General features: G+C 53.3%; 25 protein-coding genes and 1 pseudogene. 5 read left to right on the top strand and 21 right to left on the bottom strand.

The features are described 5' to 3' along the window. Positions 1–262 precede the first annotated feature (262 nt). The 3 genes and pseudogenes from HBO10_RS05750 to HBO10_RS05740 all read right to left on the bottom strand — a co-directional run bounded on the left by HBO10_RS05750 (position 263) and on the right by HBO10_RS05740 (position 3,742). The gene (locus HBO10_RS05750) at positions 263–1,678 is read right to left on the bottom strand and encodes a heavy metal sensor histidine kinase (RefSeq protein ID WP_019818107.1); all 1,416 of its coding nucleotides are present in this window, start codon (positions 1,676–1,678) and stop codon (positions 263–265) included. Continuing rightward, the gene (locus HBO10_RS05745) at positions 1,675–2,349 is read right to left on the bottom strand and encodes a heavy metal response regulator transcription factor (protein WP_019818106.1); all 675 of its coding nucleotides are present in this window, start codon (positions 2,347–2,349) and stop codon (positions 1,675–1,677) included. Before HBO10_RS05745 ends, HBO10_RS05750 begins: the two co-directional genes overlap by 4 nt. 486 nt (positions 2,350–2,835) lie before the next feature. Further along, positions 2,836–3,742 (bottom strand): annotated as a pseudogene (locus HBO10_RS05740) (cation diffusion facilitator family transporter). 848 nt (positions 3,743–4,590) lie between these two features. Between HBO10_RS05740 and HBO10_RS05735 the strand changes: the two are divergent. After that, on the top strand, positions 4,591–5,331 hold the full coding sequence (locus HBO10_RS05735) for an NAD(P)-binding domain-containing protein (RefSeq protein WP_073845723.1): 741 nt from the start codon (positions 4,591–4,593) through the stop codon (positions 5,329–5,331). Positions 5,332–5,816: 485 nt separating this feature from the next. Here the strand turns inward: HBO10_RS05735 and HBO10_RS05730 are convergent, their stop codons facing one another. The 18 genes from HBO10_RS05730 to HBO10_RS05645 form a co-directional block, all read right to left on the bottom strand. Continuing rightward, positions 5,817–6,041, bottom strand: a complete 225-nt coding sequence (locus tag HBO10_RS05730; protein WP_019818103.1) for a hypothetical protein — start codon at positions 6,039–6,041, stop codon at positions 5,817–5,819. A gap of 83 nt (positions 6,042–6,124) precedes the next feature. Further along, positions 6,125–6,730, bottom strand: a complete 606-nt coding sequence (locus tag HBO10_RS05725) for a DUF3275 family protein (protein ID WP_019818102.1) — start codon at positions 6,728–6,730, stop codon at positions 6,125–6,127. A gap of 77 nt (positions 6,731–6,807) precedes the next feature. Continuing rightward, positions 6,808–7,143: a hypothetical protein gene (locus HBO10_RS05720; protein ID WP_019818101.1), complete on the bottom strand. Its 336-nt coding sequence runs from the start codon at positions 7,141–7,143 to the stop codon at positions 6,808–6,810. 74 nt (positions 7,144–7,217) lie between these two features. Then, positions 7,218–7,436 carry a hypothetical protein gene (locus HBO10_RS31660; protein ID WP_032873290.1) on the bottom strand — a complete coding sequence of 73 codons (219 nt, stop codon included), beginning with the start codon at positions 7,434–7,436 and terminating at the stop codon, positions 7,218–7,220. Between the two features lie 387 nt (positions 7,437–7,823). Then, positions 7,824–8,360, bottom strand: a complete 537-nt coding sequence (locus tag HBO10_RS05710) for an STY4534 family ICE replication protein (RefSeq protein WP_019818099.1) — start codon at positions 8,358–8,360, stop codon at positions 7,824–7,826. 95 nt (positions 8,361–8,455) lie between these two features. Continuing rightward, on the bottom strand, positions 8,456–8,707 hold the full coding sequence (locus HBO10_RS05705; protein WP_008437363.1) for a hypothetical protein: 252 nt from the start codon (positions 8,705–8,707) through the stop codon (positions 8,456–8,458). Between the two features lie 304 nt (positions 8,708–9,011). After that, complete coding sequence (locus tag HBO10_RS05700) at positions 9,012–9,311, bottom strand: hypothetical protein (protein WP_073451708.1); 300 nt, start codon at positions 9,309–9,311, stop codon at positions 9,012–9,014. A gap of 931 nt (positions 9,312–10,242) precedes the next feature. Beyond that, on the bottom strand, positions 10,243–10,683 hold the full coding sequence (pilM, locus tag HBO10_RS05695; RefSeq protein WP_019818097.1) for a type IV pilus biogenesis protein PilM: 441 nt from the start codon (positions 10,681–10,683) through the stop codon (positions 10,243–10,245). A 57-nt stretch (positions 10,684–10,740) separates the two neighbouring features. Then, a complete protein-coding gene (locus HBO10_RS05690; RefSeq protein ID WP_124356003.1) occupies positions 10,741–11,178 on the bottom strand; it encodes a hypothetical protein in 438 nt (145 codons plus the stop codon). Beyond that, complete coding sequence (gene pilV, locus HBO10_RS05685; RefSeq protein ID WP_019818096.1) at positions 11,111–12,427, bottom strand: shufflon system plasmid conjugative transfer pilus tip adhesin PilV; 1,317 nt, start codon at positions 12,425–12,427, stop codon at positions 11,111–11,113. The genes HBO10_RS05690 and pilV overlap by 68 nt, the downstream gene beginning before the upstream one ends. Then, the gene (locus tag HBO10_RS05680) at positions 12,417–13,358 is read right to left on the bottom strand and encodes an ATPase, T2SS/T4P/T4SS family (protein ID WP_034126246.1); all 942 of its coding nucleotides are present in this window, start codon (positions 13,356–13,358) and stop codon (positions 12,417–12,419) included. The genes pilV and HBO10_RS05680 overlap by 11 nt, the downstream gene beginning before the upstream one ends. Before the next feature lie 10 nt (positions 13,359–13,368). Continuing rightward, complete coding sequence (locus tag HBO10_RS05675; protein ID WP_171902656.1) at positions 13,369–13,821, bottom strand: type 4 pilus major pilin; 453 nt, start codon at positions 13,819–13,821, stop codon at positions 13,369–13,371. Between the two features lie 88 nt (positions 13,822–13,909). Beyond that, a complete protein-coding gene (locus HBO10_RS05670; RefSeq protein WP_019818094.1) occupies positions 13,910–15,049 on the bottom strand; it encodes a type II secretion system F family protein in 1,140 nt (379 codons plus the stop codon). Further along, positions 15,039–16,598, bottom strand: a complete 1,560-nt coding sequence (locus tag HBO10_RS05665) for an ATPase, T2SS/T4P/T4SS family (RefSeq protein ID WP_019818093.1) — start codon at positions 16,596–16,598, stop codon at positions 15,039–15,041. Before HBO10_RS05665 ends, HBO10_RS05670 begins: the two co-directional genes overlap by 11 nt. Positions 16,599–16,610: 12 nt before the next feature. After that, a complete protein-coding gene (pilP, locus tag HBO10_RS05660) occupies positions 16,611–17,183 on the bottom strand; it encodes a type IV pilus biogenesis protein PilP (protein WP_008437355.1) in 573 nt (190 codons plus the stop codon). Beyond that, a complete protein-coding gene (gene pilO2, locus HBO10_RS05655; RefSeq protein ID WP_024073376.1) occupies positions 17,173–18,504 on the bottom strand; it encodes a type 4b pilus protein PilO2 in 1,332 nt (443 codons plus the stop codon). The genes pilP and pilO2 overlap by 11 nt, the downstream gene beginning before the upstream one ends. 3 nt (positions 18,505–18,507) lie before the next feature. After that, positions 18,508–20,322, bottom strand: a complete 1,815-nt coding sequence (locus tag HBO10_RS05650; RefSeq protein ID WP_019818091.1) for a PilN family type IVB pilus formation outer membrane protein — start codon at positions 20,320–20,322, stop codon at positions 18,508–18,510. Further along, a complete protein-coding gene (locus HBO10_RS05645) occupies positions 20,322–21,479 on the bottom strand; it encodes a TcpQ domain-containing protein (protein WP_019818090.1) in 1,158 nt (385 codons plus the stop codon). Before HBO10_RS05645 ends, HBO10_RS05650 begins: the two co-directional genes overlap by 1 nt. Before the next feature lie 456 nt (positions 21,480–21,935). Between HBO10_RS05645 and HBO10_RS05640 the strand changes: the two genes are divergently transcribed. Genes HBO10_RS05640 through arsH form a run of 4 tightly spaced genes read left to right on the top strand, consistent with a single transcriptional unit; the run spans position 21,936 to position 24,812 of the window. Further along, a complete protein-coding gene (locus tag HBO10_RS05640; protein WP_008437351.1) occupies positions 21,936–22,286 on the top strand; it encodes a metalloregulator ArsR/SmtB family transcription factor in 351 nt (116 codons plus the stop codon). A gap of 22 nt (positions 22,287–22,308) precedes the next feature. Then, on the top strand, positions 22,309–23,598 hold the full coding sequence (locus HBO10_RS05635) for an arsenic transporter (RefSeq protein WP_008437350.1): 1,290 nt from the start codon (positions 22,309–22,311) through the stop codon (positions 23,596–23,598). A 9-nt stretch (positions 23,599–23,607) separates the two neighbouring features. Next, positions 23,608–24,078 carry an arsenate reductase ArsC gene (locus HBO10_RS05630; RefSeq protein WP_008437349.1) on the top strand — a complete coding sequence of 157 codons (471 nt, stop codon included), beginning with the start codon at positions 23,608–23,610 and terminating at the stop codon, positions 24,076–24,078. Then, positions 24,078–24,812 (top strand): arsenical resistance protein ArsH, encoded by a 735-nt coding sequence (gene arsH / locus HBO10_RS05625; protein ID WP_008437348.1) that lies wholly within the window; start codon positions 24,078–24,080, stop codon positions 24,810–24,812. Before HBO10_RS05630 ends, arsH begins: the two co-directional genes overlap by 1 nt.

The raw sequence follows: 24,812 nt of genomic DNA, 5'->3' as shown, positions 1-24,812 counted from the left end.
TTGTGTCATGGATGGTTGTGTGAATTTTTTTGACTCCGTCTGTGGTTCATTCCGAGGGGCGTGAAAGAGTTTAGGGGGGGGGGGGGGGGGGCGTGCCGATAAGGTCGCGTTATATGTGGCTGCTCGCCATATTTTCGGGTAGGGCTGCCTTCCCCTCTAGACGTCGAGCTAAAGACCAAAACAATACGGCAGCCCTCAGGCATTAAAGCTTTCAAGTAAAAAAGAGAGCTCTTCTAAAATCGGCCCCCTCCATATACGGGACCTAGGCTGCGCCCATTTGCGTTTGCTTCATTTGGGTGTCGGGAAAGTTGAGGTGAAACCAGGTAAAATTCTGATCAGTCACTTCTACGCTCGCAGAACCCTGATGCAATCCCATAATTGACTGTACTATAGCTAGGCCCAGACCCGTACCACCTTCATTTCGTGCTCGGCTTTTGTCTACACGGTAGAACCGCTCGAACAAATGCACCTGGTGTTCCTTGGCGATTCCGCGCCCCGGGTTACCAACACTCAAGGTAGTTCCGTTAGCACCGCGTTGAACTTTCACGTAAACCGTCCGGCCTCTTGGGCAGTAGCGAATCGCGTTCGAGACAAGGTTCGAGATGGCTCGTTGAATCATTATCTGATTGCCACGCACCACGCCATTTCCTGTGAGCTGGAGTTGTATTTCGCCTTCTTCGGCCGTAATGCTGAAGAGGTCGCAGACCCGCTGAATTTCGTCGAGCAAACAGACATTTTCGAATTCTACCATTGACGCGGGGTGGCTGACCTGGGCTAGAAATAGCATGTCGGAAACCATTCGACTCATGCGGTCCAACTCTTCCGTGCACGACTCCAAGACTTCTCGGTACTCAGGAAGAGACCTTTCCCGGGTCAGCGCAACCTGAGCCTTACCCATGAGATTGGACAAAGGTGCACGCAGTTCGTGAGCAAGATCGTCCGAGAACTGCGATAGCTGCTGAACCCCATCATCTAGACGCATCAGCATGATATTGATTCCATCGCCGAGCTTCTTCAGTTCTGCCGGCATCCCCTTCGTTGGTAGGCGATGATCAAGGCTCTCGGTGGAAATTTTCGAGGCAATCCTCAAGAACTTGGTCAGAGGCAGTAGTCCTCTGCGCACAGTCCACCATCCAATGGCCAAGATCAGCAAGAGAATAAGAGGCGAGACCATCAGCGCCCAGGTTAGCAATGCATCGAGCAGGGCTTGGTTGGCTGACTGGTCCATGGTCATGAACACACTAACTTCGGTTCCATCGCCTAGATTCATTACTCGCGAAGCGCTAAGTAGCGGGCGACCCGTGGAGTCACGCCACTCGTGCTGTTTAACCTGCTCGGTTGGCTTGAACTTGTGCACTTCCAGGTTGACTGCCTTCGAACCTATTGAGAGCAGTGGAGTTTGCGTTTGTCCTGACTCAAAGATGCTGACGTACAGATTATTGTGCCCCATGACCAAGTCAACTAGCTGGTGCGCGTCTGGATTGACATCAGCGATACTAGTGATAGCGGATAGGTTGTGAGTCATACCCGCCATTTTCACTTCGAGGTCCATTCGGGAGTTTCTCTCGAGAGCTTGGCTCACCATCACATACCCAAAGGTGGCGAAAAGGAGGAGCAGCGCTGCGCTCATCAAACCGACTTTGAATCCCAGCTTCACAGCCAGACTGAACGGCCTCATGCGCGCTCCTCCAGAACGTACCCTATGCCTCGAAGTTTATGTATGAGCTTGGTCTCAAATGGATCATCGATCTTCGAGCGTAATCGCCGGATAGAGACGTCAATAACGTTATTATCGCAGTCAAAGTTCATGTCCCATATCAGCCAGATGCTCTGAGAGCGTGTAAGTGCTTTGCCAGCTCGACTAATGAGAAGGTGCAGGAGAGCAAATTTCTTGGTGTTGAGGTCTATGCGTGTAGATCCACGGAACACCCGATGGCGCACAGAGTCGAGCTCTACATCCGAAATTCTCAGCGCGTTTTTCTCAAAAAGCTCGTCGCCACGTCTTTGCAGCGAGCGCATGCGAGCAAGCAGCTCGGGAAACTCGAAGGGCTTGACGAGGTAGTCATCTGCGCCACCGTCCAAACCCTTGAGCTTGTCGTTGGTTCGTCCCCAGGCAGTCAGCATAATGACGCGGACCCGGCTGGTTTCTCTAATGACTTCCAAAAGGTCCAAGCCATTGATGTCAGGGAGGTTCACATCGAGAAGCAGAAACGAATAAATATTAGTATTGAATAAGTGAGCGGCATCAACACCATTGTTTGCTATATTTACGATGTACCCGCTTTCAGAAAGGCCCTGCTGAAGGTATTCTACGTTTTTGGTTTCGTCTTCCACAACTAGAACGCGCATAACTTATCTCAGGATGTGAGTAAAATAATAGTCCAATCGGCCGCCAGTGTGGTTATACGCTGATTGGTAGTACTGCTGTGTGCTTGGTGTTTAATTTCATTATTTATTTTCATGCGCATTACATTAACTCAATAATAACTGATCCTAGCGCGAATTGGCTAAATGCGCGTAAGCTTTGCAAATTTGTAATTTTTGCGCAATATTATTGATAGTTATGATAAATTGATTGTTTGGAATAATCGAGAATCTGTCAATGGTAAGGTTTTTAAGGCCAAAGCTGGCGGATGCCTTCAGTGCGCGTAGCAGGCGAATCTGCCTGAAGGCTCCTTTAATATTGGCCGCCGGTCAACTCGATTAGTCGTTAAATTTAGAGGTGGCAGTAATGCATATTTAAAAGCGCGTATAGTCTTGGGGAACGCATCTTAAGTCGATTTTTCTTAGGGCTTCTGCCTGCAAATACAACAATTAGCGTCATCAAAAAAACGACTAGTGTGAAGGCTTCGGAGCATTATCATGAAAGGCTGCTTGCTCCATTTGAATCGTGCAGTGATGAATTTCGAACGATTTACTCACCGCGTCAATGACTGATGCGAGAATAACATCTCGATTTAATGAATCTCGCACGACTACGTGCGACGTCAGGATATTGCGGCCACTACTTAGAGCCCAAACATGCAGATCATGGACCTCCATGACCCCATCTACTCCAAGTATCAGGGACTCTATTTCCGCAATATTGAGATTGTCGGGTACCCCTTCCATAAGTACCCCCCAAGCTTTCGCGCAACAACTGCCAAGTACGTGGAAACACCCATATACCGATTGCTACGGCGACAATCGTATCGACCCAGCTCCAACCTGTAAATCGGATGACAAGTGCCGCTATGATCACGCCCAATGAACCAAGCATGTCGCTCCAGACTTCAAGATAGGCTCCCTTGAGATTCAGACTTTCACTGCTGGCAGAGGAGAGCAGACGCATCGATATCAGGTTCACAAAAAGACCCCCAATTGCGATCCACATCATCGCACCGGTAGCAATCTCCGACGGTACTAGCAAGCGCTGATACGCCTCGTACAAAATGTAGGCAGCGACCATAAAGAGTAATAAGGCATTGAACGTTGAGGCTAGGATCTCTATGCGAGCATATCCAAAAGTCCGTTTCTGGTCCGCTGGCCGCTTGGCTATTTGGAGAGCAATCAGTGAAATTGCCAGAGCAGCAGTATCTGTGAGCATATGTGATGCATCAGACAGCAGGGCTAGGCTGCCGGTAACGCATGCTCCGATAACCTCCGCAATCATAAAAATACCAGTCAGGGCAAGCGCCATGAGTAGTTTTTTCTGGTGTCCTTCACGTAGAGCGGCACCGCCATGAGCGTGATTGGATCCCACATGCTTCTCCTTGCCTAATGTAGTGGTTGGCTTCAATCTAGATTCTCATCGCTACAAACAAAAACACAAATATGGATCCTACCTTTCAGAACGGCTAATAAAACTCATTTAAACTAATTGTAGTTTAGGATGAAAGTATGTTGTTGGTATGCGATTTTTTGCAGACCTGCGTCTCCTCTAGCCGGCGATACGGTGCTAGTCAACAGCCTACTTTGACACGGCTCAAAAAAAGAAGGTTCCGCTGGGATTGTGTCAGAATTGTAATTCTGCTGTAGCTATCTCGTTATCCGTCGTCAAAAATAATACGGCTAGCTAAAAATTTACGCTACGTAGCGGTGTCGCTAAGCACAGACACGAAATTACCTCAAACTCCTCGCAACGCTGCTGAGTAACATAATTACCTAGTTTTTTAACGCCGGCCGCGGTCAATATTTTCATCGCAAATTCTGATTCCTTAATCACTGAACTATCTCGTAAGGAAGAAACCGCGGGTTTTGAAATGATGCTCGGCGATACGGAGCTCGAGAGTGCCGTTCGATGTGAGGGGTTAGGTCGATGACACCGTTGAGATGCGGAACGGACTGAGGCTTAACCATTAACACCGATTGTCGAAAGTGGTCGTCGCTACCGACCCAAAAGGGGCGAATGGCGGTAATTTGGATGCCGCTAGACGCTGGCATCGTGTGCCGATTACCGACAGCGTAACCTTTCATTCTTGAAGAGTCGTATTTACCTGAGTCAAGCGACATGCGTGCTCACCCCAGATCGCAGCGGCTTTGCGACACGCTTGATTCATTCGCACACCTAGCCAGGTAGCAACTTGAATATTGGTTGTGGGTGAGGAGGTTATTGAAGTGAAAATCGGAGTTAGCGGCGCCGGCAATATTGGGGCTACCCTTGCCCGCAAGCTCGTCGCGTGCGGCCATGAAGTTAAGCTGGCAAATTCGAAAGGCCCCGAAAGCCTTCAAAACCTGGTCAGTGAAATCGGCGCACACGCTGTGACCAAGGAAGAGGCAGTGTCCGAGGTAGGCGTTGTGATCCTCTCGATACCCTTCCCAAAATATCCAGATCTCAAACAGACGTTAAAGAATGTCCCCGAGAAAGTCGTTGTCATTGACACGTCCAATTACTATCCGGGACGCGACGGGGCAATCATAGAAGTTGACGACGGCAAGCCCGTGAACGTTTGGGTAAGCGAGCAGTTTAGCCGCCCGGTCATTAAGGCTTGGAACGCCGTCCTTGCAGCGACTCTTGCCGACAATCGGCAACCAACTGGATCTTCGACACGCATTGGCTTACATGTAGCAGGGGATGACACTCATGCAGAGGCCGTCGCGCAGGATCTCGTTGAGGATACGGGCTTTATCGCGCTTGCCGCTGGTAGCCTTGAAGATTCGTGGCGTCAGCAACCAGGAACACCAGCCTACTGCACCGAGCTAACATTGCCGGAGCTGAAGATGGCGCTGGAGGCGGCAGACAAGGTACGGGCACCTCAAAACCGAGACGCACTTATCGCAAAATTTATGGTTCCCGGCAGTCAGTTTACAGATGAGCAAATTGTTGCCACAAATCGCGCTAGGACGGCCTGACTACCGGATTAGGCGGGATTCTTTGCTAGAATTTCGCCTAATTGATCTAGTCGCTAAACTCATCTCTTTACGTAAACAGGGCACTGCAGACGCGTGCCTAACTCAGCGTCTGGATGAGGCCGCGAATTTCCTAACCTGTCCTGTATCGCGGCCTAGGCCACGTCACGTTGTTCAAGCATCCGCTCAATCTCAGCGCCAGCTAAAGCGTCGCAAGCGTGCGGCGTGGTCTACTACCGATCTCAACTATTAAGGCGTTGGCGTCAGGAAGGCGTGTTTACCGGACGCTTACCTTCAAGGAATTCCGGGCAACACAGAAACAAGAACGCCGATTTGATTGATGATGTTCGTGCGAGCAAACACATCTAACAAACCGGCGTTCTTATGTGCGATATTATACTTTTCTTCCTTTTTGGGAGGGCTTTTCTGTCGTTAACACAAAGCCTGATGGTGATGCCCTCCAGATCGATCTGACTCCCCGCGCCAAACTAGACCGTCTCGTTTTGAAATAGTGGGCTGTGCCCAGTGAGAAAGATTTGCCCCAGGTATTTGGGGCGAAGGGCAACGGCGCCATCGGCTTGTTCTGCCGTCATTTCGAGCTCCTCTACGAAGAAGTCCCAAAGCTCCTCATTCGTCGATACCTCGTTATTGGCGAGCTGATCTTCGATGTTTTCAAGGATTTGTTGGGTCAGGTTATTGAAGATTAGATTCATGTGCTGCTCCTGTTGAGTCGAGGAGCGCCCAGGAGGGAGCCTCTCATGAATGTGCCGATTGGCTTGGCGTATCGCCGGCATCGTTAGGTATTGGAGATATTCCATACCTGCAGTTTGAAGTTGTGTAAATAGCCGAGCTCCGAGAGCCGACTGCACTGTTGGCGTAGTTGCTGACGATCAACAGTTGTGTCCAGCCTGACTGTATAGCTTAGAGGCCAGATTGTGCCGAACAACTCGGCATCTGCCTCGAGGTCGTTGGTTGCGCCGGTCGGGGTCATCCCGAACGGGGCATCCTCTTTTGATACCTGTTTATTGGTGGCCGGTAGGGCGGGCGGATTATTACGCTGCACAGGCTTGGAGAGGTTGGAAGAAGACTCTTCATCCATAGGGTCAGGCTCGTTTGGCGAGAGCCTGGCGGCGTCTTCTGGTGTCAGATTGTCGACGTCGTCGAGGCTCATGCTTTCCAGCCTTGCACGGATCTCAACGATCAGGCGGCCTGCTGTGGAGTAATACGAAGGACGGATCTCCGTTATCAGAAAGTCGCCTCGGTATTTGCCTTCATCGTACTGATCGAGGAGTGCGTCTTTGATCACGAACTCACCGATAGAGGTCGAAAGCCGTCCGACGTTGAATTCGCCATTACGGCCGCTGATGGTACGGATGGCCAGTTGGCCGGGGATGTTGATCATGGGCAGCTCCACACTGCTACGAATGAAAAAAGCCCGACAGGTGTCGGGCTTTGGGCAGTGCTGTGATTGTCGAAGGATTACGGGCAAGAAGTATGAGTTTCTTCCTTGAGTGAGATGTACAGATAGAAAACGCCTGGCGGTGATTCTATACGGTCAAGTTTTAGGTCCAGCCAGACTCGATCAGTGCTATTGCCGGCAGGCAATAAACGATAGAGGCCGAAATGGATCTGTGTGCTGTCAGGTTGCAAGTGCAGTTCTCGGTAGGCCTCCAGGACAACTTCGCCCAGTCGCTCACTGACAACACTTGCATCCTGAGGGTTTTCAATATGCACCGCTTCCTGCCAGGCCCGGGGTGTTAAAACGACCGGGAGCTTGAGCAGGTCAGACGACACGAGGTTAGTGGTGCTTTGCATGTTTATCTCCAGGTGTGAGAAACCACCCGGCCCGTCCGGGAAGTGGTTTCCCGGTTAGGTATGTTTTGGTTATGTCAGGACCAGCACACGTGGCGTTGTGTCCAGAGGTTGAGGTCAAAAGCTTGTTTCGCGGCATATTCGCTGCGGTAGTATTCTTCGGACTCCCTTGATACCGGTTCAAACTCATCAGCGGTACCAATGTAATAGCCCGCAGCGCTCTTCAGTATTTGGAGGGGGTACTCGATACCGCACTCGGCGAATGCAAGTTTCCCGTATGCAAAATCCGACACAATGTATGGTTCCGGTGTTATTAGCTGCTGCTGGTCTTCTTCAGTAAAGCGTGACCAACCGCCACCATTAATGGCCGCGTTCACTCCTTCGCCCCAAGCTCGACTGAGCGCAGGAACGGTTTTGAACAGCTCGGGTACGATCGGCTGGCCGGCGCGGTACGCGTCGGCACCCAGAATATGAGCCTCGATCTCAGCCTCATATTGGGTAATCTCGTCGCCATAGATTTCCGCTTTTGCATAAGCAACGCGTATATCGAGAGATTGCGTAAATAACGTGTTCATAAAGGTGAGTCTCCAACGGACGAGAATCACCGTGCCCGGAAGGGAGGTGTTCCCTGCGGACTTTGATAATAATGAAGGCACCCGAAGGGTGCCTTTCAACAAAGTGAATCAAGATGCCGTACGCTGCTGTTTAGCGGGCGTTGGCTTGGATTGTTCCTCTGCTACTGGCTCGGATGCTTCTTCGCTTGCGAGCTGTGCTTCAGGTTCCGCTTCGCCGTCTTCAACAACTGGTTCTACTTCACGAGGCTTTGCTTCATAGACGGTTTGGCCATCCACCTTGATCCAGCCGATAAACAACAGGCGTCCCTTGAGGCTTGCTCCAGGTTGACCTTTTTTATCGCCTTTCTCGTAGGTAAATGCGTCGGTCCAGATATCACCGATGCGGAAGCTCACAAGGACCTTCTTTCCGGCTTCAACGGCTGCTTGGCTGCGACGAATCAGCTTTTCAGCTTCAGCGCCGACCACGTTGCAGTCGATATAGGAATACTCGGCATCATCCATCGAGCCGCGCAGAGCCGCAACGGTAACTGCCATGAATGGCTTACCTTTGCCGCGAGGTTTCACTTCACGGATACGGTTGAGATAACCGATACCAGTGGTGTGAAGGTCGAAGAATTTTGCTTCGTTGGATTGATTAGTGCTCATGGTGATTCTCCAGTTTCGAAATAACAGAAAGCGGAGAAACACTTCGCCCTAGGGGGAAAGTATTCCCCGCGAGGGTGGGTGGAGCTTAAGGTTGTTTAATGCATCAGCTTCATTGCAGCAATCATTACACCGACAGCTGCAGACAACATGACGCCCATGCGAATGGTGAGCTTGACTTCAAGCTGTGAAATCTCAGATTTGAACTCTGCAGCAAGAGCAGTTAAATCTGCCTTGGTAGCCAAACGTGAAAGCATGTCGGTCTCCAAAGCTTCAATAACAGCATTTGCCTTCTGTTCCGGGACGTTAATCGAAATCAACGCCTGGTAGAGAGCCAGTTCAGTTTTCATCAGACCTCCAAAAGTGAGAGGCCTGCCCTGACGGGGTAGGCCCGTCATGGGTGGGAAAGGTGCTTCCATCGACTAAGTCGACTGATCGCGCTACCGGAAGCTATGGCGATCTTGGGAGTGGATCAATGCAGAAAACCGCATCGTAGTCTTGCGGATCCAGACTACTTGGGCATGTTGCTGACGACGTCAGCGATACATGTGCAGATCATGGAAATACGATTGTCGCTTGTCAAGCCCCTACCGTGAAAACTCTGAGGAAACCTTCCCTTTGGGAAGGCTCCCTACAGAGGCGAAGGACGCAGACTTAGCAAGTTGCTGGCACCAACGAGCGTGCAGCTGGCTTCTTACGCGGTTTCCGAGCTGGCTTTTCGACCACTCGAGTGTTAGCCGCGTACCAAAGGTTCAGGTCGACACCTTTACGAGTTATTGCCGGTACATGATCCATCTCACGTACGAGACGCTCAGGTACGCAGGGCGGTGGAAGCAACGGAGCTGCTTTGGTATGGATAGCTGTGGGCGCAGCGCTGGTTTTCTTTACCGCACGCAGAAACTGTCGCGTGATGGTGCCAAGCGCGAAACCGAAGCCATAAGCAAGTTTGGACATGGTGATTCTCCTGCAGGTTGAATGCGGAGAACCCACTGACCCCGTTGGGGAAGTGATTCCCCGCGAGGTGAGTTGCATAAGGTGCTTCCATCGACGATTGTCGACCGACCGCGCTACCAGAAGCTCAGCGGTCTTGGGCGGATCTGACACGAACATCGTGTCGCAGTCTTCAAGATCCTGACTGCCTGGGCATGATGCTGACGACGTCAGCAAAGCACGTCCATATCATCGAAGGGGGGATGGTGATGTGTCAAGCGGAGAGGGATATTTCGCGGAGGGCAAAGAAGGTTCAGGTCGACAGGAGAAGCTACCGAGAGTAGCTGGGTCAACAGTCACTCTCGGATGTAGTAAGTAGCGTCTTTCAGAAAAAAATACCACCTGTGCGGGATGAAGGCGTTGTTGATCCCTGGGCTGTGATCTGAACGTCTTACTTCCAACACCTGGCCGATTATCGTGGCTGAGGCCAGCTAGCATAAGGCACGCATCCGCGCACAAAGGGAGCCCTGCGTTTCGCCGGCGGGCCACCGGCAAGGAAAAGCAGCTACCAATAGGTAGCCTGATCATCCTTTGCAAGATGATCAGGCTACCTATTGTGTGAGCTTTAAAAAGTGTGGGCCACAACACCAGTGTGGCCCTTAGACTACGGTGCTTCGAACCTCAACAGAGCCCTATGTGCCTTTGAACTCGCAATTCACGAGTTAGACGGCTGCGTGTCTGGCTTGAACAGGGAGACACAGGGAGAGCTCTGAACCAGGTCCGCACGCCCTTCCCGGAGCTATGCGTGCTTTGGGGTTGGTGATGAGGCAAGCCGCATCACCGGGCGCTACTGATGACCGCCAGTAGCCAACGGGGTGGAAACGTTGTTGTGATCATTATGTTGATAGGCCGGAGCTTATGCAACCCGGCGCCTTTCAAAGTCGGTCGACTCAGACTAATTGACTGCGACGACCGCACCTTCGGGAACAGGGGACGGAATTGCTATACCGGTCGCCCCAGTTATCTGTGAAATCAGCATTCCTGAACGCTTTAAACCAACGGTAGTTGTCTTTGTCAGGTCTACCAGCACAGAAGGCAAGCCTGACGGTGCAACCCCATCAAAATAAGTATAGGCCGTTCCTGATGAGATGTAAGAACCTACGCCCACAGGTTTCACAAACCACCCAGGTAGGTTGAGCGCAGAATCGCTCGGTACTCCGCTGAAGCCCGGGTTGGCCTGGGCATATTCGGTAGCGGCAGATCGGTACACCAGAAAGCCGCGACCCAGTGAGTCGAGGGTAGCGTAGTCGGATGTACGTTGGTCCTGATGTTGGTTCTCCATGAAAATGCTGGAGGCAATGAGCACAATCATCAAAACGAGCCATTGCATTGTCATGATATGAGCTCCATCCACAAAATGGTGGTTGTTACCACCTACGCGTCAATAACAAAACTATTTCGTGAGGATAATCAATGTTAAGCAAATTCCTACTAGGCCAAGCGCAATGACAGTCCACTTTGCGGCTCGCTTGATGCTCATTGGTTTGCGTTGTGGATTGATTAATTCCATAGTGGCGATCTTTTTTACTAAATAACGACCAGAGGCCGTTGGTTGTAACTTGTAAGTGAACTCGCCGACCTCGAATGCCTCTTTTTCTTCTAGTGCGCGACGCCATAGCACAGTTGAGCATATCCTGCTTCGGGTGCTTAGCCAGGTCTGTAATTCTCCAGCACTATACTCAACGTTATTCTCAAGCGTCTGCACTGCAATAATCCCCATAAACATACTATAAAACGTTTTTGAAATTTTATAAATGGATGCTTTATTTGAAGCAGCTCCAATAGAAAAGACCTGGCCAGGAAAGTCGAGATGTGGAGAGAAACCATCCACTTGCATTTCTGAAGATGTACCCAGTCTCACTATCCCCGATGCCAAAAGCGCCAGTTAAAGAGCATGACTTCCATGTAGTGTCGCCAAGGGAGCAGGTCACACTTCCTCTGGCAGGCGCCTGGCAGGTGCCCTGGATCAGCTGGAATTCCCACCCACCTGGTCTTTTCCATAAGCCTTGTTCGCAGGACAACGTTATTCCCGCGGCGCTTTTTGCAAGAAGGGTTCGGTCACTGCACTGTTGCCCCTCGGTAGCTATGCCTCCCAGGGACAAATATTCATTTGTCTGAATGCGATCATAGGCCGTTATCTTGCCCGTCGAGGTTATCTTTCCACCCCATAGTTCACCTCCGGTTGAAAAGTTTTTGTCGTTATAAACTTGGACCCAGTTGGGGCTATTTTGATAAATCCCGCCTCCCCATTTTTCGCTGTACCAGCCTGTGTCACCACGTGTTCTGAACCAACCACCTGTGCTGGTATCACCGGTAATGGTTGCAGTAGCGGCATTAACATTGGCTGTGGCGATAACGTTTCGAGCTGTAATGTCGGCGTTAGCTGTTATGTTGCCTGACGCTGTGATACTTCCTGCGTTGTTAATATTGTGGTTGCCCATCGTGATATCAGTATTCATCGTGTTGAATTCTGGATGATTGGGCACTGCGTTTCGATATAGATAGTCATTAGCCAACGCTCCATCCATAAGAAAAAGTGCGCTAGCTGTATGTCCTGGGCCAGGAGCTATAGCATAGTTACTTAGTGCTACCTGCCATCCACCCCGCACGCCCTGGACGATGTTCGGATTGGCAGAAGAGATGAACCCACCAGGTCCTCCGAGATTTTCAGCGATGGTTCGAATACCCATTTCAGGAATCGTCTGCCCACCTGTAGTAACCACAATCACTTCCAGTTGATTGGCGTTGGGTTTCCGGGCGAGGCCGACAATGGTCTGCCCAAAGGCGTTAGTGGGGCTATAACCTGCAGGAAGGTAGTTGGTGTTGACGAGCATCGGAACGGTTATTTGCACCGGTACGGTTGCTGCCGCGTTGGCCAGCACCACGCTGTAGTTATCCTTCAGATATTTGGCCAATGCCTCTGAAATGGTTCTCTGTTGATCAGCCGCAATTCGATAGTCCTGAGAATCCATCTGCTTGATTTGCCATGCGATCGCCAAAGTGACGACAACGGAGAAAACGGCCAATCCGATCGCCATGTCCAAGCTCAAGAACCCCCGCTGCTTGATCCTACTGGTCATTCCAGAGACTCCTTGATGATTGGTGAGCGATGTCGTGATCGAGCATCGTGATCTTTCCTGCATGGACTTTCTCTCGGATGCCCGGTCCGTCATCGCCTGTGAAAAGCAGGCTCTGCAGGGTTAATCGACGACTTCCTTCGTTGCCACTTGATAAGGACTGGTGAGGAACAGCCACCAACCCCTTGGAGAGCAGCTCTCGGGCGTTATTGAGTAACGGCTGAGCCAGGGCTGATATACGTTCAATGCCTTGAGTAACGCTGCCGGCATGACCTGTGCTGATAATGAGATGGCCATTGATCGAGGCTTGAATTACTTGTGCTGCTGTCGAGCTGTCGCGAATTTCTCCCACGAACAGGAAATCGGCTCTTGTGCGCAGCGCTAGGATCAAAGCTTCCTCGTATCCCCCCATCCGGCGAGAGACCGGAACTTGAATGCAGCGCCCACTCCCATGCCTGCCATTCAAAAATGGTTCTGGAGGATCCTCTACAGCCACACAAATGCCTCCCCAGGCCTCGAGACGTGCTTTCACCAGTGATGCAGCACTTGAGGTTTTCCCTGTGCCCATTTCCCCACAAATAAATATCAGGCCGCGTACCGTGTCGCTCATCAGCGCGTCCTGCAGATAGTCGGGCAGACCCAGCATGTCCAATGGACGGATCTGGACTGAGGATTTGCTTACGACAAACACAGGCTTGCCATTCAAATCCAGCAACTGGGTTACACGAAGGACGACGCCATCTTCAATTAGGGCGAACTCTGGATCCTGGGTTGCCTTGTGCTTTTCCTCGCACTGCGCCCGTAAGCGCTCAAGGTCTGCCCGCCATTCGGCGGGCGCTTCAACCCTTCGTGCCTGCCCAGGGAGACCTTTGGCGTCGGCAAATCCATCGCCGAGGTACAGGTCGACGAATTCAGCATCAGAGATCACGCTCACACTGAGTTCCTTAGTACGAAGTCCAAGCGATGGTATTGGCGTCCGAGGAGCAGCTGGTCGCAGCTGCCACCGCAGTGATTTCGCCGGCAATTGCAGTGCCGCCATTGATCGCCGTCGTTGTCTGTTTGTCCTTGGCCATGTTCGAGGCAAGGGTGATGCAGGCATTTTTCGGAAGGTTGGATTCTGTGATGGTGAAGGTCATGCCGTTGCTCATTACGGTCACTGCGCCGTTCCAGCGGTTGGACAGGGCATTACCGTTGATGCTCATGCCGCCAGTTGCCTCGAGGTTGATCAAAGAAGGCGCCAAGTTGGTGCCTGCCGTGGCGTAGCCCGTGGTGCTTTTCAGTCGTTTGGTATTGCTCAGCAACGTGCCGAGATTGCTCTGTTCAATGGTGACGTCCGAGCTGCCGAACGTTCTGTAGCCCATGAACACGATGAAACCAAGTGCCACCGCGATCAGCATCAACCAGAACATCCCGTCCAGGGAGAGAAATCCGCGTTGGTTGTTTTGAGTGTTTGTTGGCATTTCCAGTACCTCATTTAGGTTTGATTTAAAGCGTTGCAGTCACATTGCCGGCCAACTGGAAGATCCCGACCACTACCAGAATCATCATGACCCCCATGGCCATGGAGGACATGCCGATAAGAGATTTGGCGATGGCTTCGACGCGCTGAAGCGTTTGCTCCAGCCACCGGTTGGAAAACCGTTCCATCGACTCAGCGAAGCCTTTGCGGGTGGCGAGCACTTCCAGAAAATGCATCGCCATGGGGTCTGGGAATTGATGACCCGCAAGCTTCAATGCGGTACCGAAGTTTTTGCCGGCGCTCACTCCGTAATGAATGGCGCTCAGGCGCTCTTTCAACCATGGAGAGGCATTGCGTTGAAGAGAGGTCAGCGCATCTAGTTGGTTGATGCCGGAGCGCAGCATCACAGCCATGTTGAGCAGAAAGATCGATCCGTGGAGCGCCTTGTAGACTGACCAAGGCGGGAGCCTCTCTGCTCGGACTCGCAGGACCTGGAGCAGCTTGTTCAACTGCAGCTTCCACGAAGGGCTGGCGGCCGTAATCTGAAGGCCGCAAAACACGGGTAGAGTGATGATCGATATGAGGATAAAGACGATTACAGCTATCAGCGTCACTAGCCCGTAGTGGGTCACGAAATTCGATAGGGCATAGAGGAAGGCCGGCACGCCGGTCCACGCCTCGGGGTTGGAGCGTCGTGTCATGGAGGGCACCATCCACACTGCAATCACATACAGCAACGCCGCCATGACGCTCCACACCATGGAGGGGAAAACGGTGGCGGACGCTACGAGTTTGCTGATCCGCTGACGTACTTCGATGATCCTCACGCAGTCCCGAAATGCCTGCACCAGGTTGCCGGTGTCTTCCCCGGAAGCGATCAAAGAGTTCTCGTCATAGGGAACCCAGCCTTCGCAGGAAATGCTCAGCGATTTCCCACCTTTTACCGATTGCGCGATATCCCTGCAGGCAAGGGACACTGGATGGAGCTTCTGCCCGTTATCGCTGAATGCTCTGGCCACCGTGTGCAGTGCGTCTTCAAGCGACACACCATCCTCAAGGATGCCCATCAGGCTCTCGTAGAACTGGATTCTTTCGTTTTTGCCAAACTGCTTGGCATAGAAGGTCTCTGCCCAACGATTCAGCATCGCTCTGACGTCACTCAGCATGAGCGAGCTCCAGGATTTGCCGGTCAAAGTCCAACGGCCCCACCGTCATTTCGGCGTGGCGGGGGTCTACTAATCCTTGTTTCAGTTTGATGATCGTGTGTGCGGTCTTGGTAATACCGCCCATTTCCTTGACCCAGTGGCGACGTGCCGCACTTGCACCCTGCCCATTGAAAACGCGCATGAATTCAAGGTCGGTGAGCAAAGTTTCCGCAACCACCGTGCGACCGGTGATGCCCAAGCCTTTGCAATGCGGGCATCCCGGTCCTTTGAGGTAGGTCTCATCAATCGCTTCCAAATCGCGCAAGTGCTGCACCAGCGCACTGTTGAGCTGCCCGAGATGCTCGCGTGCGGGGACGCGGCAGTGGGAACACAGCACGGGCAAGAGGGATTGATTGACCACGCTTGTCATCAGTGCAGGATCAGTAACCAGGTGTCGGTCTACACCCATGTCGATCAGTCGTTGAAGAGCTGCTACAGCGTTGTTGGTGTGCAGTGTCGTCAGCACCAGGTGACCAGTCATACCGCCGCGGAAAGCCGCTTGTGCTGATGCAAGGTCCCGGATCTCCCCATACATGAGAATGTCAGGGTCGAGTCGCATGGAATTGGTGATCCCGTCATTCCAGGTTTCACCGGCGCCCAGCGGTGACTGATTGGCGAGAAGTGGATATTCAGGTGGATCTTCCATCGTCAGAATGTGTTTTGTTCCACCGCACTCTTCGTGCAAGAGGTTCAGGTTTACCTGCAGCGACTTCGATTTGCCGGAACCGGTGGGTCCAGTGATCAGGTTCACCCCATAAGGCAAGCTGCGGATGCGGCTGAATGCATCAATTTGCTGCGTCAGGAAACCGAGATCACTAAGCGTCATTTTGGTTTTGTCGTCATACAGCAGACGCAAAACCATCAGAGGGCCATCTACGAGCGGCCGAGTGGCGACTCGGGCACCGAACAAACCGAGTTGGTCGACATAGGCGCGTTTTACCCTGGCGTCCTGGCTCACCTGCGGCTGGTAGTGGTCTTTCGCGACATCGCACATGCTGTTGTAGAGGGACGAGCAGAGCTCCATGCCCACCTGGCTCTGGTGCTGTTCTGCCTCCCACAAGAGCCCGTGGATGCGAAAGAAGATTCGAGTGATATCGTGACCTACGACAAAGTGGACGTCGCTGGCATTGCGCCGGTGGGCTTCTCCTAAAAGCTGCACCACCTGGGCCTGGCGCTTCGTCTCAGTCGCCGATAGTGCTTTACCATTTGCATCATCATTGGCGCGGTAGAGTGCCTTGATTGTGCTCATCGAGCAGACCTTGACCTCAAAGTGGTGATTTTCGTGTTCCAGCTGGTCCTCGAATGCCATGACATAGGCATCCGTTTGGTGTTGGGCTGACACATACAAAATCCCATCGCTGGTCAACGCACATAGTTGACGCAGCTCGGGTTTCAGCTCAAACGGTCCACCAGGGGCCGTCAGCAGTATTTGGTGCGACGTCAGTAGGACTGCAGCAGACTCATCACTGTCAGGCTCTATGACATCTGGTTTTTCAGTCAGGATCGTCATCGAACTTCTCAATCAACGTTGGCCAGGGATCAGCCCAGGCGGCATAGGTGCTGATGGGGTAATGCTGGGGGCTGAATTGTTAACGTTGCTCAAGCTGGCCGGGGGCGTACTGGAAAAGCCGAGGGGGTAGCGCTTACCGCCACGCTCGAGGGTCACGTTTTCGACGGAGAGGATGGCCATGCGATAGCCACCGGGTAACTCCCGAGATGAGGCATCTGCGTCTACTTCAAATCCGCTGCTGTAGAGCAGAGTCGCACGCAGCCGTTTTGCTGAGCCGAATACCGCTTTCACGACAGGCAAGTCAGACTGTGTATCACTGCTGTGCGCCGAGGCTGCAGCCGGCTGTGTGAGGTTTCCTTGAGAAAAAAACACAGTTGACGGCTGCGTCGTCGCACTTTGGTCTTCGCCCTTGATCGATCTTTCGGCCTTGGCCTTCTCGGCTTTGGCATTCAACAAGATCGTCTGGCTTTGAATCTGGGCCAGCTCGCCGACGTTCACCCCAGATAGGGTGTTCTCATCTGCCCAGCTCGATGGTGCCCCTAACGCAAGGATGGAGCACAAAAAGCACAGCGCTTTATTTCGCATATAGGTCACCTATTACTGACCAGACAAGGTGGCCGGTCTCATATTTGGTTGTGATTTCGCGCAGCCGTAAGCCCTGACTGGGTGCGCCGGATAATGAGTCCAGCGGCGTAATGCCAGTGGCATAGCTCAGCTCGAATTGCTTCCATTGAGGCGGTGGGGGCGGCGGTGGCGCAGGTTGGCCCGGTATCGCTGGTTGAATGGGCACAACGACCGGCACTTCTTTCAGCACTGGGGTTTGAGTGAAGCTGTGCAGCCAAGACGACAGGTTCGCCAACATCACGATGGCGTCTTTTAGAGGCTCATCACCGGCTGCGGGTAGAGAGATGTCGAATTTCAACGTGGCCGAGTTGCCCTCGTCAAAGAAGGCCGGCCGATCAGAAAAGTGGCCCTGCGTCGCCTGTATCAGTTTGTCGGCCGTGCTATTGCCCGAGCGCTTATAGGAGGACAAAACCTGTGCGCCGTCGCAGACGGCACTCGTGAACTGCCATCCCTGAATGGACAGAGGCAACTGATAAATGACGTTGCTGCAACCCTCCAGGAAATCTGCAACAGATGGACGTTTGGCCCAAGGGTGTTCAAGCGCTTGGGGCGTCTGTTCCATACCGGATTCTTTTTGCAGTCTGGCCAACTCTGCCAGGCGTTGCTGTTCAGCCTGGAAAGCCGCCTCTTTGGCTATCTGGTCCTGATGGTTCTGCCATTGAGCCCATCCGATGATGCCGGCAGCGATCAGCACGCCAAGAACCGCCAGCTGTACAAGTTCTGGTTTGGATAGCCCAAAGACGAGTGGCCGTAGCCGGTACTCGCGTTTTAGATGCGACGGCTGAAGCAGCTCTGCCACGTCCAGTGGTTGACCGCCCATATCGAACTCTGGGGGCAGGTACTCGTTGTCGAAGTTGATCCCACGACTGCGTTGTTGCGCGACTCGGCGGCGGACCTCAGCACCAGTGCCGATCATGTCGCAGCCAGAGATCACGCCACCTTGATACACAGCAACGAGGGCATATTGGTCAATCTCGCTTTCAGTTTTCCAGGCCGCGATCCATGAGTCCCCCAGCTGTCCAGCCAGGGTGGCCGCGAGCGAGTACATCCCTTTGATGACCTCCTCGCTGCGCGCTACAAAACCTGCCTGAATAATGGCTGGTGTTCTTCTAATGGCGACAATGTCGAGGTGGTGCTCACGACCGTACTGGCGCGCTTCCTTCATGTGCCCGGTGACACTACCCAGCGGATGCCAGCGCAGACCGGTGACAAATGATTTTCCACGATACTGGAGTACCTGGACTCGAGCAGAGCGTGCATTTTTTGAGGTTTCCGCAACCATGGCTTACCCCTTGGAACCTGTGCAATGCAGCAGTGGGGTAGGGCAAGAGCCCCAAGGCTCGTTGGCAGCAGGTGAAATCACCGCGCTGGGGCTGCCTGTGTCGCTATCAACAACAGGAGTAATCAGCACTACGAGTACGCTGTGCCCTGTGGTGCGGACACGGCTGCCGCCCAAACCGAAGAATCCAGGATCCCCTACGCCAGACTTGGTTGCGTTTTCGCTGTTCTCCTCAAAACCAGTCAGTACGAGGGTTTGACCGCTGCGCAATTTGACCTTGGGCGACAGATTCTTGGTGTCGTAATCCGCTGTCTGGACACTGGAGCCGTTGCTCGTAAAAGTGGTGAAGGTCGGTTTGCTACTCATGCTCAGGGTGATCATCAGCAACATGTTGTCCTGGTCGATGATTCGAGGGAGCAACATCATGTTGAAGCCGCTGGTGATAGTCGCGGGGGTGAGCGAAGTAGACGATCCAACGGAAGCCGTAGTGGTTGTCGAGCTTGATGCGACATAGCTCTTTACGTTGCCGATCTGGATGGGTGCCGGCTGCAGATTCAGCGTGGTGACCGACGGCGAGCGAACGTTCGAGATTCGGCCCTGTTCGGAAAGTGCTTTGATGATTAAGTTGGAGCCAGCCCAAGGAGACTTCGACGTGTCCAAAATACTCAACGAGCCCGACACCGCGCCCGTGCTTATGCCGGTGGTGGCATTCTTCAGCGAAAAGCCCCATTTGTTGCTCAAGGACGTATAGACAGCCGTCCAGTCCAGGCCGGTCTGGTCTGTGTCGGTGAGAGTTACCTCGAAAACTTTGACGTTGAACAACACCTGACGGGTGATACTGCTGTTGATCGAATTCAGGTATTTAGCAACGTTTGAGAGTACTTCTGGTCGATCACTTACCGTCAGGGTGCCAGTGGAACGCGAGAGGAACATCCGACCTTGGGGCTGTTGGCTCAGCATCGCCTTGACGTTTTTTTCAATGTCTCCGATCAGCGAGGTCTTGATGGTAACGGTGGTGCTCTGGTTGCTGCCTGATTCACCCGATGCACCTGTCGACGAAGATCCGCCGCCACCACCACCGGAACTGCTCCCGCTGCCTGTAGCGGTCAGCAAGCCCGACTTCACTGTGCTTTCAATGACCTGGTCATCACCAAATGCCCAGACGTCGAACGTCTTGGTGTCGAAGTAAGTGACATGCACGCTTCGATCATCGGAGGAATAATTCCACGCTAAGCCCAACTGGGAGGTCGCTTGATTCAACAACCCTGACAGCTTGCCGCTGTACTTAATGGGGAATGTGTTGGGTGCAGTCAGCCCAATCGAATTCATTGAGCGGGCGTTGCTCGGAACATTGCCGATGACGCCGGCGGGCATGAAGTTGGTCAGGTTGTCGGCAGAGCCCAAACCAGGTGGAACTGCAGGTCCTGAGTTGCCCTGCGTCGAACTGGAAAGGACACTTGGGTCGATTGCGTCAGGGGCTACGATGACCGGTACACCACATTCACTAGTGATGTACTGCGCGATCTCAGCGATCCCAACGTTATATGAGGGGCGATAGGTGATGTCGCAATCCATGGTCAGCGGTAAACCACGCTTGGCGACCAGCGGTTTTTTGGACACCCATGGTTTGTCGCTGAACACCACCGTAGCGCGCGCGGACTCTTGCTGCTGATTTCTCAGAAATCGGCTGTATTGAGAGGCTGTCGCAGCGTCATTTTCAGCTCGGCTGGCCGATTCATTCACACGCTGCAGCGAACAGGAACTCACCAGTGCGACGATAAGTGACAAGGCTGTGCTTTTGATCCAGAGACGAGCAGTCATCATTTGTTCCTCTCTGTAATAAAAATCAGCCGCTGTGAGGAGTTACTGTCGACCACATCGACCAGAAAGGACCGTGGAGCCGAGTCGTAGAGAGGGAAAATCGACCCAATGGCTTCTTGGAAACTGCCCTCAAATCGAAGTGGAGCGTCAATTGAGTAATCCAAATCATCGACCTGCCACATCAGTTTCCAGCCCGCTTTTTCAGCCCAGCCTTCGACGGTTTGACGAAGGGTTGAGCCAGTTGAAGCCGTCCATGTCTGGGCCAGCGGCTTCGGCGCTGCAATGTCCGTCGCAACCGGCTTTGGCGCTGCAGAAACTGCGGACGGCGCGGTGACCAGTTTCGGAGTTGAAGCGGCCTTGGCATCTGGGTTGCTGGACGAAGTCGAGGCCGGACTCTGAGTCGGCAAGGCAGACGTTTGTTTTGTAGAGCCATCCTTGGTAATCACCGTAGGAGGGGCCACGGTTTTGGCTGGTGCAGCGTTCGCCACAGGGGTAGCGGCTGATGCCGTTGTTGTGAAAGGCGCTGTTTGGGGAACGGCGGCGACTACTACTTGGCTGCCCGCATCATTGTTATTGCTCTTCGCTGCGATAGGCTGTGCAGCTGTCGATGTGTTGAGTTGAGCAATCTGAGTTGATGCAGGACGTGGAGAGTCCGGGAGCTGGTAGCCAGGGCGCAGGACGTAGCACACCTGACGGTTGACCTCGTCGACCTTCACCTGCCAGGCCGGACCTGCGAGCACCTGCAGGGTGTTACGCAGGGTCATAGGGCCAAGTTTATATTGGGCTGCTGGGAGTGGTCGGGTGTAAAGGATGTTGACGTGGCCAGAGTCTGCCGAGCAAAGCGTATAACCTGAACGGTCCACCACGTACTGCATGGCCTCATGCACATTTGGGTGCATGTTGGCTGGAATGCTGATGTCGATAATCTGAGCCATCAGGTCACGTTGGCCAGAATCTGGCAGCGTGCTGACGAGGGTGTAGCGGCCATAGCGCACTACTGGTTCTTTTTCAGGAACGGCGCCGCCAGGATAGAGGTCTGGCGTCAACATGTCCGGATTGCGACTGCTGTCGAAAGCGGGCTTGGGTGTCTGCGCCGTTTGGGTCGTGCAACTGGCGATTAACGCTAGAAGCGAGAGCGTGGTGACGTGCCTGATCATGTGCCGAGAGGCCCCCTGTAATGATAGGGGAACGGTGACAGGCTGGTACCAGCTGCGCAGTAGGAAATAGAAAACTACGTCTATAGGTATTTATAGGCTATACAAAGATGACGCGACCGAGGTGGAAAATTACCTAGTATCTGATCACCCATTTCCATTCACGCTGAGCATTCATTTGCATTCACGCTGACCACTCAATTGCATTCGACCTGACCAGCTATCCTGCCATTACGCCTAGAGTAATGAATCCAAAATCGCGTTCAGCGAACATCCATTCGAACATCAAATCTCCGTCCGCGTGCTGAGGCGATTGTTAATCCCTCCTGGTCGTTACCCTGTGGTCGACCGGTGAGCATTGATCCCCATCGTTAACTCCCGCCACAGGCATTTGTGCAAGCAGGCTGAACGTGGTTAAATCTGCATATTCGATTATCCACATATGCAGGGCGATTGCTTATGAGCCTTACACCACACACATTCTTCAAGTGCTTGGGTGATGAAACTCGCGCCCGGATCATGCTCATGCTTTCGGCTGAGGGTGAGTTGTGCGTGTGCGAGTTAATCTGGGCACTGGACGATAACCAGTCGAAGGTCTCCAGGCATCTTGCCCAACTGCGTGCTTGCGGGTTACTCGCAGATCGGAGGCAGGGTCAGTGGGTTTACTACCGGCTGCATCCCGAGCTTGAACAGTGGGCACTGGATGTTCTGAACGTCACTACGCAGGCACACCAGTCCTGGGTTAACGACCATCAAGGACGGCTGGCTTCCATGGAAGACAGACCCGTGCGCCAAGCCTCCTGCTGCTGACATCCTGATCTGGAACATACTCATGCTCATCGCAGCATCGATTTTCGTAGTTACGCTCGTCTTTGTTATCTGGCAACCCAAGGGGTTAGGTGTCGGCTGGAGCGCGGCAGCGGGTGCCGTTCTGGCACTACTGACTGGCGCCGTAAGTCTAGGGGATGTGCCGGTTGTGTGGCACATCGTCTGGAACGCTACCGCGACCTTCATTGCTGTGATCATCATCAGTTTGTTGCTCGATGAAGCGGGATTCTTCAAATGGGCGGCGCTTCATGTCGCTCGCTGGGGTCGGGGCAAAGGCGGACGTCTGTTTGCGCTGATGATCCTGCTCGGTGCAGCCGTTTCGGCACTGTTCGCCAATGATGGAGCCGCACTGATTCTGACCCCAATCGTCATCGCGATGCTGACGGCGCTTCGCTTCAGCCCGGCATCCACCTTGGCATTCGTGATGGCCGCAGGCTTCATCGCTGATACCGCCAGTCTGCCGATGGTGGTGTCCAACCTGGTGAACATCGTTTCGGCAGACTTTTTTGGCGTGGGTTTCGGTGAATACGCTTCTGTCATGTGGCCAGTGAACCTAGTGGCCGTGGCCGCGACACTGTTCATGCTCTGGATGTTCTATCGCAAGGACATTCCCGCCCAGTACGACGCGGATCAGCTTGAGGCCCCGGAGTCGGTGATTCGAGATCGGGCGACCTTTATTGCTGGCTGGTGGGTACTTGGCCTGCTGCTGGTTGGTCTGTTCGCACTGGAGCCGTTAGGTATCCCCATCAGCGCTGTTGCTGCTGCGTGTGCAATGATCCTGCTGGTCATCGCAGGTAAAGGCCAAATCATCTCCACGAGAAGGGTCATCAAGGACGCGCCCTGGCAAATTGTCGTGTTTTCGCTGGGCATGTATCTGGTGGTCTATGGCCTGCGTAATGCTGGCCTAACCGACTCGCTCTCGGGGCTGCTGAACATATTTGCCGAGCATGGCCTATGGGCCGCTACCTTGGGCACCGGTATCACCGCTGCGCTGTTGTCCTCGATCATGAACAACATGCCGAGTGTGCTTATCGGCGCTCTGTCCATTCAGGGCAGCGACGCTACAGGACTGGTACGTGAGGCCATGATCTACGCCAACGTCATCGGTTGCGATCTTGGCCCCAAGATCACGCCCATCGGAAGCCTGGCCACGTTGCTGTGGCTGCATGTGCTAGCGCAGAAAAATATCCGCATCACCTGGGGTTACTACTTCAAAGTCGGCAGCATCCTCACCCTCCCTATCTTGCTGGTAACGCTGGTGGCACTGGCGTCGCGGCTGAGCATCCCTGTCTAGGAGAAACCCATGAAAGTGCTATTTATGTGTACGGCAAACAGCTGCCGGAGCGTTCTCTCGGAGGGGTTGTTCAACCACCTGGCCCCGAGCGGTTTTAACGCCGTCAGTTCGGGCAGCTTCCCAAGCGGACAACTGAATCCACGCGCCGTGAGTACGTTGCAAGCGCTTGGTATCGACACCACAGATCTCTACAGCAAAGGCTCAGAGGTGTTTTCGGACTCACCACCGGATGTGGTGATCACCGTGTGTGATAAGGCTGGAGGCGAACCCTGCCCGGTCTATTTCGGGCCTGCTGTCAAAAGCCACTGGGGCCTCGCCGACCCTTCCGATGTAGAAGGCACAGACAGCGACATCCAAGCCGCATTTGACGCGACCGTCGTCCAGATTAAAAAGCGTTTCGAGGCATTCTTCAGCTTGGATCATTCGGCGCTCACACCGCAGGAACTGAAGCGCGAGCTAGATCAAATAGGTGAACTGTAATGGACGAATTTTCCTCGGAAAGCAGCCTGGATCTACCTAATCTGGATCAGTCGCTAATCGACTTCGTCACACTGGATCGCCTGCAAGGCAACGAGCAACCGACTCACAAACCACGCATCTTGTTGCTGTATGGCTCAACCCGTGAGCGCTCTTTCAGCAGGCTGCTGACCCAAGAGGCCGCGCGCATCCTGACCCTAATGGGAGCCGAGACCGTCATCTTTGATCCCTCGGGTCTGCCTCTCCCTGATGACGCTCCGGAAGACCATCCAAAGGTTAAAGAGCTGCGGGATCTGGTTCTGTGGTCAGAGGGACAGGTGTGGTGTTCGCCAGAGCGTCACGGTGCAATGTCTGCTGTATTCAAAGCCCAAATAGACTGGATACCTCTCACGTTGGGCGCTGTCCGCCCCAGCCAGGGCAAGACGTTGGCCGTCATGCAGGTCTGCGGTGGATCACAGTCCTTCAACACGGTAAACCAGCTTAGGATCCTCGGGCGCTGGATGCGGATGATCACCATCCCAAACCAGTCGTCAGTACCCAAAGCCTTTCTGGAGTTCGACGACGCAGGGCGTATGAAGCCATCCGCCTACTACGACCGTGTTGTGGACGTGATGGAGGAACTGATGAAGTTCACGCTGATGGTTCGGGGCCGGGAAACGTATTTGGTAGACCGCTATTCGGAGCGCAAGGAAAGCGCCGAAGCACTCTCGAAACGAGTCAATCAAAGATCGATTTGA

The organism is Pseudomonas sp. WS 5503, from assembly GCF_012985385.1.
Lineage (GTDB): Bacteria > Pseudomonadota > Gammaproteobacteria > Pseudomonadales > Pseudomonadaceae > Aquipseudomonas > Aquipseudomonas paracarnis.
The sequence above is the reverse complement of the archived record's forward strand: the minus strand, read 5'-3'. Positions and strand labels throughout refer to the sequence as shown.

Bases quoted from the DNA above. Each gene is read 5' to 3' on its own strand.
- HBO10_RS05750 (WP_019818107.1), bottom strand. From the start codon at position 1,678: ATGAGGCCGTTCAGTCTGGCTGTGAAGCTGGGATTCAAAGTCGGTTTG.
- HBO10_RS05745 (WP_019818106.1), bottom strand. From the start codon at position 2,349: ATGCGCGTTCTAGTTGTGGAAGACGAAACCAAAAACGTAGAATACCTT.
- HBO10_RS05730 (WP_019818103.1), bottom strand. From the start codon at position 6,041: ATGAATCTAATCTTCAATAACCTGACCCAACAAATCCTTGAAAACATC.
- HBO10_RS05725 (WP_019818102.1), bottom strand. From the start codon at position 6,730: ATGATCAACATCCCCGGCCAACTGGCCATCCGTACCATCAGCGGCCGT.
- HBO10_RS05720 (WP_019818101.1), bottom strand. From the start codon at position 7,143: ATGCAAAGCACCACTAACCTCGTGTCGTCTGACCTGCTCAAGCTCCCG.
- HBO10_RS05710 (WP_019818099.1), bottom strand. From the start codon at position 8,360: ATGAGCACTAATCAATCCAACGAAGCAAAATTCTTCGACCTTCACACC.
- HBO10_RS05705 (WP_008437363.1), bottom strand. From the start codon at position 8,707: ATGAAAACTGAACTGGCTCTCTACCAGGCGTTGATTTCGATTAACGTC.
- HBO10_RS05700 (WP_073451708.1), bottom strand. From the start codon at position 9,311: ATGTCCAAACTTGCTTATGGCTTCGGTTTCGCGCTTGGCACCATCACG.
- pilM (WP_019818097.1), bottom strand. From the start codon at position 10,683: ATGACAATGCAATGGCTCGTTTTGATGATTGTGCTCATTGCCTCCAGC.
- pilV (WP_019818096.1), bottom strand. From the start codon at position 12,427: ATGACCAGTAGGATCAAGCAGCGGGGGTTCTTGAGCTTGGACATGGCG.
- HBO10_RS05675 (WP_171902656.1), bottom strand. From the start codon at position 13,821: ATGCTGATCGCGGTGGCACTTGGTTTCATCGTGTTCATGGGCTACAGA.
- HBO10_RS05670 (WP_019818094.1), bottom strand. From the start codon at position 15,049: ATGCTGAGTGACGTCAGAGCGATGCTGAATCGTTGGGCAGAGACCTTC.
- HBO10_RS05665 (WP_019818093.1), bottom strand. From the start codon at position 16,598: ATGACGATCCTGACTGAAAAACCAGATGTCATAGAGCCTGACAGTGAT.
- pilP (WP_008437355.1), bottom strand. From the start codon at position 17,183: ATGCGAAATAAAGCGCTGTGCTTTTTGTGCTCCATCCTTGCGTTAGGG.
- pilO2 (WP_024073376.1), bottom strand. From the start codon at position 18,504: ATGGTTGCGGAAACCTCAAAAAATGCACGCTCTGCTCGAGTCCAGGTA.
- HBO10_RS05650 (WP_019818091.1), bottom strand. From the start codon at position 20,322: ATGACTGCTCGTCTCTGGATCAAAAGCACAGCCTTGTCACTTATCGTC.
- HBO10_RS05645 (WP_019818090.1), bottom strand. From the start codon at position 21,479: ATGATCAGGCACGTCACCACGCTCTCGCTTCTAGCGTTAATCGCCAGT.
- HBO10_RS05640 (WP_008437351.1), top strand. From the start codon at position 21,936: ATGAGCCTTACACCACACACATTCTTCAAGTGCTTGGGTGATGAAACT.
- HBO10_RS05635 (WP_008437350.1), top strand. From the start codon at position 22,309: ATGCTCATCGCAGCATCGATTTTCGTAGTTACGCTCGTCTTTGTTATC.
- HBO10_RS05630 (WP_008437349.1), top strand. From the start codon at position 23,608: ATGAAAGTGCTATTTATGTGTACGGCAAACAGCTGCCGGAGCGTTCTC.
- arsH (WP_008437348.1), top strand. From the start codon at position 24,078: ATGGACGAATTTTCCTCGGAAAGCAGCCTGGATCTACCTAATCTGGAT.